This window comes from Veillonella parvula (assembly GCF_001553335.1).
GTDB lineage: Bacteria > Bacillota > Negativicutes > Veillonellales > Veillonellaceae > Veillonella > Veillonella parvula_S.
In genome coordinates, this window is record NZ_KQ960798.1 from 79,257 (window position 1) to 92,622 (window position 13,366).

The following is a 13,366-nucleotide window of genomic DNA, read 5'->3' on the forward strand; positions in this document are numbered from 1 at the left end:
ATATAGTCCTATCCATAGTTATCCCAGCATATTCATTCTATAGTTTCTACATAGAGAGAAGGGAGGTTTTGTGTATGAGGTTGTTTGTTAAGTTTGTGTTGTTAGGTATCGTTGGTGTTTGTAGTGTAGTGTTGAGTGGTTGTTCTTTCATTTGGACGACGGAGAATGGTGATCCTGCTACACCAGAGGATATCAAGTCTAGCGTGGAGAAGGAGTTTTCGGTTGTGCATCCGAATCTTGTTCTTCAGTCATCTGTGGTGGAGAAGGAGAAGCCATTCCAGCGAAATGTGTATGTGTTTTATGATGAAAGTAATGGTATTTCCTTTACTACAAATTCTGTAGTCAAGCGGCCAACATTGCCGGCCCCTGGTGGTGAGCGAAAAAATGATGCGGATTTTGCGTATTCACAAGCGTATTTAGTTCATTTGAATGGTTCGTTAGTGGAACGTGCTAAGCAGTATGGCATGCGGATGGCGACGCACGAGGAAGCCTTGGAGTTAGCTAAGTCTAAAGCGACACGTGTAGCAGGTACTAATAAGATATCTCTATTCACATATGATGAGATTATCTTTGTAGACGAATCTGTAAAGGGTAAAGATATTCTAACCTTTATGAAATCTATATATAGCCTGTATAAACCGCAAGACAACCCAGCGTTATTGCACCCTCGTTCTGATAGAAGCGTAGGCTTTTATTATCTACCAAAAGGAGAAGCGGACAAAACAAAAGCTAAGTATTTGATCGCCTTTCGATTTATGGCAAAAAATGATTGGAAAGAAACTATGCTAACAGGCATTGGCAGTACTGGTAACGACACTTCGGCTGTAGAACGAGATTTTGTTAGCATTTTAGATCATATGATACAACATGCAGCTCATTAAATAAGAGATAGAGGTTACTATATTCTATAGAATTAATTACAGTTGTGCAACAGTTGTACAATTGGGCCATGTAATGGGAAGAAACTTTTACAAAATATAGCGTTATATACGCAAAAATGCTATAATTATATGATAAATTAGTATCAGTGTTAGTAAAATGAGGTGAGATTGTGGCAGACCAACAATGGTCCCACGGGAATATTCATCCCGTTCAGATTGATAAAGAAATGAAGAATGCGTACATCGATTATGCAATGTCCGTAATCGTTATGCGTGCGCTTCCAGATGTGCGCGATGGCTTGAAACCAGTACATCGTCGTATTTTGTATGCGATGCATGAAACAGGCATGACGCCAAATAAACCGTACAAGAAATCCGCTCGTATCGTCGGTGACGTACTCGGTAAGTATCATCCACATGGTGATAGCTCCGTTTATGATGCGACGGTTCGCTTGGCGCAGGATTTTAATACGCGCTACCTCTTGGTAGACGGTCACGGTAACTTTGGTTCCATCGACGGCGATAGTGCCGCTGCGATGCGTTATACCGAAGTACGTATGGCGAAGATTACAACGGAAATGCTTGCCGATATCGACAAGGAAACTGTTGATTTCATGCCGAACTATGATGAAAGCTTGCAAGAACCAACTGTATTGCCAGCGAAGATTCCTAATCTTCTCATCAATGGTTCCAGTGGTATCGCCGTAGGGATGGCGACAAATATTCCACCACATAACCTCAACGAGGTATGTAATGGCCTAGCGATGCTCATCGACAATCCGGATGTGACGGTAGATGAATTGATGACCGCTATTAAGGGTCCAGACTTTCCGACTGGTGCACTCATTCTGGGCCGAGAAGGCATCAAAAAAGCGTATTCCACAGGTCGTGGTAGCGTTAAAATGCGTGCTCGTGCAACCATCGAAGAGATGTCTAAGGGCAAGCATAAGATCGTAGTGACTGAGATTCCGTACCAAGTGAATAAGGCTCGTGTCATTGAAACTATTGCGAACTTGAGCCGTGATAAGGTCATCGATGGCATTACAGCACTTCGCGATGAATCTGACCGCCAAGGTATGCGCATCGTTATCGAATTGCGGGCTGACGTGCAACCAGATATCGTACTTAACAAATTATATAAACACACTCAACTTCAAGAAACATTCGGCGTGATTATGCTAGCTCTCGTAGATGGACATCCTCGCGTATTGAATTTGAAAGAAGTATTGGGTTACTACCTAGATCATCGTCTAGATGTTATCGTACGCCGTACTCAATTCGAGCTTAACAAAGCCGAAGCACGTGCTCATATCTTGGAAGGCTTGTTGATTGCCCTCGACCACATCGATGAAGTAATCGCTACAATCCGCAGTTCCCAAACTGACGAAATTGCACGCAATGCATTAATGCAAAAATTCGGACTTTCAGAGAAACAAGCGGTAGCCATCCTCGACATGCGTTTACGCCGTTTAACAGGCTTGGAACGCGAAAAAATCGAAGACGAATACAAGGAATTGTTGGCATTGATCGAAGATTTGAAAGCTATCTTAGCTAGCGAAGCGCGTCAACGTCAAATCATCAAAGACGAACTCGATGATATGAAGAAAAAATACGGCGACCCTCGTCGTTCTGAAATCACAATCGATACGTCCGATCTTGACGTAGAAGACCTCATCGCTGACGAAGAGATGGTTATTACTTTGACTAAACAAGGTTATATCAAACGGATGAATGCGAACGTATATCGCAACCAACATAAAGGCGGCGCTGGCGTTATCGGCATGAAGACGAAGGAAGATGATTATGTAACGCAAATTATGCATGTGCGGACCCATAATACATTGTTATTCTTCACATCTGCAGGCCGTGCATATCGCCTCAAGGCGTACGAAGTGCCGGAAGCAGGTTCTCGCAACTCTCGCGGTACCGCTATGGTTAACGTATTGCCACTCGCAGTAGGCGAATCCGTTACGACTATGATAGACCTTGAACGGGTCCATGAAGATGTAAATTTATTCATGGTCACTGAGTTCGGCGTTGTAAAACGTACGGCTATTGAAGAATACCGTAATATCCGTCGTTCTGGTCTCAATGCGATTAATCTCGACGAAGGCGATCGTTTGATTTCCGTTAACGTAACGACTGGCAACCAAGATATCTTGATTGGCACTAAGTTGGGTATCGCTATTCGCTTCAGCGAGCACGATGTGCGCCTCATGAAACGGGCGGCTCACGGCGTGCGCGGCATTAAATTAAATGCAGGCGACGTAGTTGTAGGCGCTGGTGTTCTTAATACTGATGAAAGTGAAGCACAAGTGTTTACTATCTCTGAAGAAGGTTTTGGTAAACGCAATGATGCGGAAGCTTATACATTGCAAAAACGCGGTGGCAAAGGCTCTAAGAACTTCAAGATTACGAACAAAACCGGCGATGTAGTAGCCGTAGAGGTTGTTCATAACGATGATGAGGTTATGCTTATTTCTGAGCAAGGCAAAATCATCCGCTTCAATATGAATGACATCGCTGTGAAGAAGGGCAAAGCTATCTCTGGTGTGAAAACACAAAATCTCGACGAAGGTGATAAGGTAGCTAGTATTGCTGTTATTCCAGGTGCTGAAATCGAAGAAGAAGTAGAATAATATAAAACACTATATTAACTATTGAGTAATTATGGGCGACCATCTAAGATGGTCGCCTCTAGTGTTGGGGGAGTTTAAAAATGAAAAAATGGCTAGCTGCTATGTTTGCAGCAGGAGTTTTCTTTGTAGGTGGCTTTGGTCAAGCTAGTGCTGCTGACTGGTACTATATCGATGCTGATGCTGACGATGCGGCATGGTTTATTGACAACTCTTCTGTATATAAAACAGATGATGCGGCCACAGTACTTGTTAAAATTAACAATGTAGAAGGCTTCACATATATTTATACCGTTCGGATTGATCGCAAAGAAAAAACATGGACAGAACTTGATACAACAGTATATAGCAATGCTGGTATAGCATTGTTATCCAGTAAAGAAGCACAAAAACCTACGAAAATTGAACCGGATACCATGGGGGCGGAAGTTATGCAGGCCCTATGGGGGAAATAATCCTTCTGTGAAGGGATGCCAATTCTAGACTGTGTGTTTAGATAGTAGACCCAACACTGCTATGAAAGCCTCCAAAGCGAGCTAAGTCGTTTTCATAGCAGTGTTGGGTCTTTTCTTTACTAAATTACCTTAGCGTTAGTATTGGCATCCCTTAACTGCTAATATTCTTTTATCCCATAGGGCTCTGCATACCACCCTCTAGAGAAAAGCGACCTAAGTCGTTTTCAGAATAGTTCGGGGCTTTCTATATTATTAGTACTCTTACAGGGCAAATATCAGCTTTCAAATCCGTTGGATTACACACGGTAGAGAAGTAGAGAGTTATTTATTCCCTTGTTTTATGGCATAATTTAAGGGAATAGTTTTATTTATAAGGGATTAGAGCGGAATGGAGGTGTGTGTATGCGTCGTTTTGAGTATGGTCAGATTCAATCTTTGTCGTGGGATATGGATATTTTGAGTCTTATTGCGGGGATTTATCGGGTAAATGGCAAGGAGGAGGTTTTGCTTTCACAGAGTCCTGCCATATTAGACTCGCTTGTGGAGTTGGCAAAGGTACAGAGTACAGAGGCTTCAAATGCGATTGAAGGGATTGTGACGACGAGTACACGCCTCCGGCAATTAGTGGCTGACAAGACGACACCTCGTAACCGGGATGAGCAGGAAATCATGGGATATCGTGATGCATTGAATGTTATCCATGAGAGTTATGATTCCATATCGTTGTCTCGGAATCATATTTTACAGTTGTACAAGATTTTGTATAATTACCAGTTTAATGCACGTGGTGGGCAGTTAAAGAGCGTACAGAATTATATTAGTGCTACGTATCCAGATGGTCGAACAGAGGTATTATTTACTCCGCTAGCAGCTTATGAAACGGCGGAGGCTTTAGATCAGATTTGTGTAGAATATAATCGAGCTGTAGGTAATGGTGAGGTGGAACCACTTCTAGCAATTCCCATTTTTATTAATGACTTCTTATGTATTCACCCATTTAATGATGGAAATGGTCGCATGAGTCGATTGCTGACGACATTATTGTTATATCGTAGTGGCTTTATGGTTGGTAAATATGTGTCCTTAGAGGCTAAAATCGCAGCAAATAAGGACATGTATTATGCGGCTTTACGCGAGTCTAGTGATGCGTGGTATGGTGAAAGCTCCTGCCCTACGGCTTTCATTCGGTATTGGTTACAGATGTTATTGGCCGCTTATCATGATTTTGAGGATCGTAGTGCTTTGCTAGTAAATAGCGGTTCTGCGATGAATCAGGTGCAAGCTGCCATCGATAGGCATTTAGGGACTTTTACAAAACAAGATATTAGAGAATGGTGTCCAAATATCAGCGATAGTGCTATTGAAGGCGCAATACGTTCTTTTGTGAAGGCTGGTCGTATTCAGCGTAAAGGTGGCGGCCGTTCGACCTATTATGTGAAGCTTTAAGATTCGAGTCCATAAGTTTATTTTTCATATAACATTTAGTTTTCCCTTATATACTAGTTTGTATATTTTTGTATTTTCTTTGAGAGGTATTAATATGAAAAAAACATTGGCAGCTGTTTTGGCAGCAGGTGCATTATTAATCGGTGGTATTGGTAGTGTTGATGCGGCTAATTGGTATACAGTAGGCACTGATAGTAATGGTGTTACTTGGTCTATCGACAATGATTCTGTTAAAAAAGATGATAAAAAAGCGGTAATGGATATTAAAGCGATGGACTACGAAGGTTACCACTACATCGTGACTGAAGAGTTCAATCATAAAAAACGGGAAGTTAAGGATCTTAAGGTGACTCTTTATAACCCACAAGGTTATGTTGTGAAAGAGGAACAAGTTAATAAAAATAGCCGTAAAGTTGAGCCAGGTACGCCTGCGTACGCTGTATTCCAACTTATTTGGGGCGGTAAATAATTGAATCCTATAGACGAGTACATTATTGATTAGTACAGGCTTGTCTAGATTGAATGATTTTGTGAAAGCTTCACTGGCGCACGTTCTTTAGAAGAACGTGCGTTTTTTATGTATAATATAATTTTGTTTTAGCTTTTATAGTATTAACAATTAAGCCATTAGTTTTTATAGCGCTATAAGTAAGTCACTTATTAAGGCACGTTAGTTAACGCTCTTAAGATAGATGAATTATTCATCTTTCTATGTTAAAATGTGATTTATAGTACACTTTTTCGGAGGTTTTGTGCAAAAGTGTAACAATTCTACATAGTATAAACTTTCACCATATCGTATACTATAGGTAAGATGCAGAAGTATGGCTTGGGCGCAGTGCTCCGTAGTTTAGCATATTTCGCCCCAATAGGTTTGGTAGTTATAGTTTGTTAGAGGAGGTCCTCATGTCTCAATACGAATTTATCGATAAACGCGTGCCGATTGCACTCGACAATCCATCCATTTATCACGACATTTCCAAGTGTAAAAACTGTACGTTATGCCGTCGCGCTTGTGCGGATGTAATGAGCGTACTTGATTACTACGACCTTGATGCAAACGGCGATGTGCCTGTATGTATCCATTGCGGTCAATGTGCGGCAGCATGCCCATTCGACTCCATGCATGCTAAATCCGAGCTTGAAAAGGTAAAAGCAGCCCTTGCTGATCCTGAGAAAATCGTTGTTATCCAAACAGCGCCAGCAGTTCGTGTATCCATCGGTGAAGGCTTTGGTTATGAACCAGGTACATTCTTGGAAGGCAAAATGGTTGGTGCCTTGCGTAAACTTGGTGCAAACTATGTAGTAGATACTAACTTTGGTGCGGACTTAACCATCATGGAGGAAGCATCCGAGCTTGTAGAACGCCTTAAAAATGGCGGTCAAATTCCTCAGTTTACAAGCTGTTGCCCAGCGTGGGTGCGCTTTGCGGAAATCTATTTCCCTGAATTGATTCCTAACTTGTCTTCCACACGTTCTTGTATCGCTATGGAAGCGGCCATGATTAAAACGTACTTTGCAGAGAAAAAAGGCATCGATCCTCGTAAGATCGTATCCGTATCTGTAAACCCTTGTACGGCTAAAAAAGCAGAAACGAAACGGGAAGAAGAAAATGCAGCGGCTCGTTACCACAATGACGAATCCCTTGGCATGGACACAGATATTTCTATCACAACTCGTGAGTTTATTCGTTGGATTCAAGAGGAACATATCGACTTCAACACAGTGGAAGAATCTCAATTTGATGACTTAATCGGTATGGAAACTGGTGCATCCATCATCTTCGGTAACACAGGTGGTGTTATGGAAGCGGCGATGCGTACGGCTTACAAGCTCATCACTGATAAAGAGCCACCTCCATACGCGTTGACTCATCTCGAAGACGTTCGCGGTATGGAAGGCGTAAAAGAGGCAACTGTTCAATTGGGTGATGACGTAACATTGTCCGTTGCCGTTGTTCATGGTGGTAAAAACACACGTGACTTCTTGAATGCATTGAAAGACAGCGGTAAACACTACGACTTCATCGAAGTTATGGCGTGCCCAGGTGGCTGTATTGGTGGCGGTGGCCAACCGCGCACTAAATTGCCGCAAGCCGTGAAAACTAAAGAAGCTCGTATCGGCGGTCTTTACGAAGCTGATGAAAACTACAAATGGGTTGCGTCCTATGAAAATGAAGAAATCCAAACCTTGTACAAAGATTTCTTAGGCGAACCATTGGGCCATAAGGCACACGAACTTTTACACACACACTACACAGACCGCAGCGCGGTTCTTGGTACTCGTAAAGACGTAACACCTGAAACATGTCCAACATCCCCTAAATTCAAAGGCTAATGATAGCCGATTGTTTAAATATGGTGCAAGTTGGTGTTGATGATGTACCAGTAAACAAAGAAAAATTTAAAGGTTAATAATAGTCGATTACTTAAACAGTAGGCTGTTACGGCAACTCAATGTTTATAAACATATAGTAGCGTTAGCTGTTTAGGGTATAATAACATAAAATAGAAAATCCTACGGGTCATGAGTGACTTGATACTCACGTAGCCTTTTGTTACAGTGCGGTCACTTTTTAAACGATTCGTAGGATTTTTTATATAATTATTCAAAATTCACATATTTTTACTGTATAACTTTATTATAATAATTCAGTACGAAAAAATTATTTTATTATGAGGAAAAGATGAATCATTTAGTGTATAATATAAAAATATACTGTACGGATCAAAGGGGGGAATTATGGGTGTTGCATTGGGAGAGCAACATAAAAAGCCCATAATATTCATAATATTGCGTAAGCATTAAGGAGCTTTTAGGAGAGATGAACCAGTTTTTTCGGCGGGTCCTGAGTGGCCTTGCCTTACTAGTTGCTGTCGTTGGTACAACTGGATGCCAACATGAGAGTCAGGCAGAACAAGAAACGGTACGAACCGTATCGTACCGTGCCGTCATGGAGTCCAACAAACCCGTGTCTGAAAAGGTGGACACTTGGATTGCGGCCATGTCTCAAGAGGATAAGGTGGGGCAGCTGATGATGATCAGCCTTCATGGCAGTACGATAGGACAATCCCAAAAGGATGTGATCCGAAAATACCGTGTCAGTGGCGTTATGCTAACGAATGAAAATCTTATTAATAAGAACCAAGTGAAAACTTTCACCAGCGATATTATGCAAACGGCGATAACCTCTAGCATGGTGACACCCTATATCGGGGTACATCGTGATCGTATTTTGCATGGGAATGAAAGTTTCTTGCGGTTGCCGAAGCCCAATCGGTGGGGGCAATTGCCTATGGATCGTATTATCAACTTGGCCACGCGATCTGCTATTGAAATGCGGGATATGGGTTTTAACCTAGTTATTGGGCCTAATGCTAATCTTGGTGTACCTAATATGTCCTATACATCCGATCCCACGTGGGCAGGCCATATAAACCTTGCCATGGTGGAGCGTTACCAAATTAATCATATGTGGTTCGCTTATAACTACTTTCCGGCGGTGACCTTAGGGGATGCATCCTTTGGATCAGCTAATGAGGCGAAAGCGTATCTCAGCAATAATGATGTAGCCGTTTTTAAACGTCTCATTGCACAGACGAGGGCGAATAGCTATATGCTCGTGATGAGCCATATTCAAATTCCCGCTATCAATAACGAGAATTTGGCGAGCTCTTCTAAGGCGATTATTGATGGTTGGCTTCGCAAGGAGCTTGGCTATAAAGGTATCGTTATGACAGATCGTATCGATGTGGGTGCGTTGCAATCCAATCAAAAGATAGGCGATTACGCTGTGGCTTCCATTTTGGCGGGCAGTGACCTCATTCTTGTTGATGCGGATACGATTCATATCGATGAAGTCCATCGTGCGCTGACGCAAGCGGTGGCGGATGGAACGATTACGACCGAGCGGCTTAACGAATCGGTTAAGCGCATCTTATTGATGAAAATGCAAACGCAAATGGATCCATAAGATATTTAGGAATATTAGATTTTGTAATTAGGAATTTACGAATTAGATATTTACAAGTTAGATATTTACTATTAAGAAACTTAGTATAAGAAAATTCGGTAACAATTTAATATACTTTATATGCAAATGACGTGCTATACCTCTCAGGTAGCACGTCATTTTTAAAATATATAGATTAAAATATATGGCTTATCATATATAACTTATATAACTATGTTTTATATGATATGTTGATATCAAACGTATATGAGAATAAAGTAATCATAAGGCCTTTTATGATAGTAAGGCAATACGTATCACATGAAAGCTCTGATTTGATGGGTAAAAAAATTAACATAAAAAAAGCTATGTTAATGATATGAAAAAAATTTTAATAATGATTTAAAATTATGATATAATAATTTTCGTAAATAGTTGGAGGTGAGTATATGAATTTTGTGGGACGTGCTGAGATTATAGAGAGTATCCAGTCCCGTATTGCATTGGGCCAAATGAGTTTATGTGTTGTATATGCTCCTCATCGCAGTGGTAAATCCTATGTGGCTTCGCAACTTGTACGCCGTCATAAGGCGGTATATTTGGCGGGGCGCATGGCCAATGAATCAGTCCATGTGGCTGATATAAATAGAGCTCTTGAGGCACGTTTTGTTCCTGCTGATGCTCAAGACAAGTTTGAGCCTGTAGAGACCTTGCATGAGGCCTTTGTAAGACTTTTTGAAAGTAGTGTGAAAATACCTCAGACTGTGGTGATTGATGATTATCCATTCTTGGTGGAAGCAGTTCCTCAGTTTCCCATTCACTTGCGTGATTTATTAGATACCTATAAAGATACGAGCCGTTTAAACATCATTTTGATGGCGAATGGCATGGAACAGCTCGATGGCCGCATCATTGGCGATCGTAGCCTTATTAGGCCTTTCGTGTCTGAATATCTCGAGGTGAAACCATTTTCCTTAGTGGATATGAAATCCTTGGGCCTTCACTATGCAAAGGACGATTTGCGCACCGTCTTTGCTGTAACAGGTGGTTTGCCTGCCTATGTGCAATACTTTGATAATGGTGAAAGCATCGATACGAATATTATTAATTTGTTCTTCTCAGTAACGGGAGCTCTCTTTGAAGAAACACAGTATATCTTGCATCGAGATATGAAAAATATAACCGGTGCCAATGCTATTTTAACGGGCCTTGCTAGATTGGAAAGACCGTACTACGTGGAGCTTTTACAAGAAAGCCAAATTAAAAGTGGTACGTTCACATCTCGTTTGAACGATCTCATCTCTATGGGGCTCGTGGGCCGCATTCAGGCAAGTAACCGTGGGAACGCGAAGTACGCGGATTACCATTTCACGAATAGTATGTTCCATTTCTGGTACCGCTATGTATATAAATACTGGGGCGATATCGTGCGCGGTTATGGCGCTGATGTATATTATAATCATGTAAAACCGCAGCTAAAGGACTTTGTTCAAGCCGCGTGTATTGCGATGTAATCAGACAATTTCAGATTGAATACTATTACTTAAAGATTGAATACTATTACCCAATGATAGTATATATTTCCTCTAAAAAATGACACCACATTGCGTATGTGGTGTCATTTTTAGTAATAAAATATTTTCAGCAATTACCCTTTGAATCGCATACGTATGGTGTACTGTGGATGGAAACTAAGACTCAAATATAACAGAATATAGGGAAATTCCAAGGAATTGCCAATTTGTCAAAACACTCTTTCCGCGGTATTGTGTACATAAGCGCTATGCCATGGCAGGAAAGGGGATTTATGTTATACACAAACGAAGAACCTTTAGTACAAAAAACATGTATTAAAACTGCAAACTTACAACATGACAATTATCAGTCAGAAATGTTAGAAACACAGGCATTACCATCTCATTCTTTACTATCGAAAGCTAATGAGTCTAGGGAAAGTATTCCAGAGGAATTGAAATTACAGACCCTCGTCTGTGGTCATCAAGTTTTATCGTCCTTGTCGGACAAGAGCCTCGTGTCCATCTGTCAAAAGCCGAATATGCGGATTCAGACGGTAGGATATCAGCCGTGGTCCGCTGATGAGCTTCGTCATGATGCGGCACAAATCGAGCTTTGTCGCAGGTATCGACCGCTCATCTTGCACTATACGAATCGCATGGGAAACCGTGAGTTCCGCGAGGACGTAGAGAGCTATCTTTGGGCCATCCTCATAGAATCGATTTATAGCTTTGATTTGAATGGGACCGTACCGTTCCCAGGCTTTGTGAAAGCTGGCATTATGTATGGTTACATGCGGTACTGGAAGCGTGAGAGATTGCGTTATCGCCGTGAAATACACATCCCAGATCGCACCACCGATGATGGAGAAGTCGCTTTTGGTATGGATATCTTCGCATCTGGCGAGAATGTAGCGGATATGGTGATGAGTGCCGATGAAGAGCATAGACTGCGAGCACGCCTCGTGTGGGCCTTGGGCAGACTATCTTCTGATCAACGAGACCTATTGCGCCGTGTCTACGGTGAGTGCCAAAGCTTGGTATCGGTTAGTGAAGAACTGAACTGTAGTCGCCAAGCCATCCAACGGCGCCACGAACGAGCCATTCGGAAGCTGCGCAGGTATTTGAGTACGGACTTTGAACACTTGTGTGTGCATTAGTTATTATAATTTAATTTCTTATTTATATCCTATATATTGCATATTTCTTTTAATCTCGATTAACAAATATACATAAAATATGCAATTCTCAATTTAAATGAGAAAATAATGACACATCAAGGTATATATAACTTTTACAAGATCATAAAGTCTTTAAATATACGTAAATTTCTATAGTTTTGTATATATATTTACAAATTATACAGGCTGATATACAATTAAGTTAGCAGCAGATTAAAGCATGCTAATCTGCTTTCACAGAACACGTGTTCATTGTATTGTTGAAAGGAATGTTCCTGATTAGATTGGAGAGGATTCCATGGCAATAGATGATAAACTAACAGATTTGATGGCCGCTCGGCTATCTAAGGGAGAAGATTTGGATTTGATCTATACGAATCCAAAGAATCATATTGTTTGTTTTATTCCTACCTATCAACCTAGTGGTGGAGACAGTACGAAGTGTTATTTTGTGGATGGACGCGAAGAAATGGTTCATTTGCCGATGCGCACGATTACGCGAGAGCTGGCGATGCAGGAAGGGCTGAGACCCAATTACATCATGACCAGCGATGGTCGACGCAGCAGCTATACCGCACCTAAGACCTATGGTCCGCATCTAACCTTTGCTCATATTAAATGTCGCCGCCCTATCGGCAAGGACGTGGTGTACGGCCTCTTTAACGTGGCTATACCTTATGAATATATCGTTACGGAAGGTCCGGAACCCGATACGAGCTATATTCATGTGGCGGACTTTGCACCGATCTTGGTGTACCAATCCCCGCGTCATGTTAAACACAAACTGAATGAAGCGATGTTAGAACACTGCAACTACGTGCGCAAAATGCTAGCCCGCATCAAACTCAGCCAAAACCCTCAAGTCGTGGCCGAACTATTTATCGCCTGGAGAGACCTAACGAGATAATTCGTTGGATGGTGAAAGTAGAAGCAGGAGGGTGGAGAGAAATCTGGGAAAGGAGGATAGGCGTATAAGAAAAAGAAGAAACTGCTGGAGCAGATGAACTATTGAAAATAAGTTACATATGGCATCTCAATAGAGCTACCTTATATAAGGTGGCTCTATTTTCATATGTTTTTCACTAATGCTAGTGATGTGCTATAATAGACCTAGATTTAATCTTTGGAAAACTAAATCTGCGCCGTTGTGATAGTGGCGCGGTTAAACGGCATTATTTTAGCTCGCTAAAGTGCCTTTTGGGGTAGATTTACAATCTCCGCCGTTTTTGGCATTTTAGAACCAGTAAATACCTGTTGTTTCAAAGACAGGGTTAAATTAAATGATCCCCATTAGGGGACGG

The 13,366-nt window shown here is 41.5% G+C and carries 10 protein-coding genes; all 10 read left to right on the forward strand.

Translation table 11 applies throughout. From position 1 onward, the window contains the following. Positions 1 to 74 precede the first annotated feature (74 nt). The 10 genes from HMPREF1865_RS06490 (at position 75) to HMPREF1865_RS06535 (ending at position 12,972) form a co-directional block, all read left to right on the forward strand. Positions 75 to 881, forward strand: a complete 807-nt coding sequence (locus tag HMPREF1865_RS06490) for a hypothetical protein (RefSeq protein WP_060919593.1) — start codon at positions 75 to 77, stop codon at positions 879 to 881. A gap of 170 nt (positions 882 to 1,051) precedes the next feature. Next, on the forward strand, positions 1,052 to 3,520 hold the full coding sequence (gyrA, locus tag HMPREF1865_RS06495) for a DNA gyrase subunit A (protein WP_060919594.1): 2,469 nt from the start codon (positions 1,052 to 1,054) through the stop codon (positions 3,518 to 3,520). A gap of 80 nt (positions 3,521 to 3,600) precedes the next feature. Further along, positions 3,601 to 3,972, forward strand: coding sequence for a hypothetical protein (locus tag HMPREF1865_RS06500; protein ID WP_004694430.1), 372 nt, complete (start codon positions 3,601 to 3,603; stop codon positions 3,970 to 3,972). A 402-nt stretch (positions 3,973 to 4,374) separates the two neighbouring features. After that, positions 4,375 to 5,418, forward strand: coding sequence for a Fic family protein (locus HMPREF1865_RS06505; RefSeq protein ID WP_060919595.1), 1,044 nt, complete (start codon positions 4,375 to 4,377; stop codon positions 5,416 to 5,418). Positions 5,419 to 5,512: 94 nt separating this feature from the next. After that, positions 5,513 to 5,887: a surface-adhesin E family protein gene (locus tag HMPREF1865_RS06510; RefSeq protein ID WP_004694437.1), complete on the forward strand. Its 375-nt coding sequence runs from the start codon at positions 5,513 to 5,515 to the stop codon at positions 5,885 to 5,887. 437 nt (positions 5,888 to 6,324) lie between these two features. Beyond that, on the forward strand, positions 6,325 to 7,755 hold the full coding sequence (locus HMPREF1865_RS06515) for a [FeFe] hydrogenase, group A (protein WP_060919596.1): 1,431 nt from the start codon (positions 6,325 to 6,327) through the stop codon (positions 7,753 to 7,755). A 487-nt stretch (positions 7,756 to 8,242) separates the two neighbouring features. Then, positions 8,243 to 9,391 carry a glycoside hydrolase family 3 N-terminal domain-containing protein gene (locus tag HMPREF1865_RS06520; RefSeq protein ID WP_060919597.1) on the forward strand — a complete coding sequence of 383 codons (1,149 nt, stop codon included), beginning with the start codon at positions 8,243 to 8,245 and terminating at the stop codon, positions 9,389 to 9,391. A gap of 428 nt (positions 9,392 to 9,819) precedes the next feature. After that, a complete protein-coding gene (locus HMPREF1865_RS06525; protein WP_060919598.1) occupies positions 9,820 to 10,884 on the forward strand; it encodes an AAA family ATPase in 1,065 nt (354 codons plus the stop codon). Between the two features lie 293 nt (positions 10,885 to 11,177). Further along, complete coding sequence (locus tag HMPREF1865_RS06530) at positions 11,178 to 12,044, forward strand: sigma-70 family RNA polymerase sigma factor (RefSeq protein ID WP_060919599.1); 867 nt, start codon at positions 11,178 to 11,180, stop codon at positions 12,042 to 12,044. Between the two features lie 319 nt (positions 12,045 to 12,363). After that, positions 12,364 to 12,972, forward strand: coding sequence for a hypothetical protein (locus HMPREF1865_RS06535; protein WP_004694448.1), 609 nt, complete (start codon positions 12,364 to 12,366; stop codon positions 12,970 to 12,972). Positions 12,973 to 13,366: the final 394 nt, after the last annotated feature.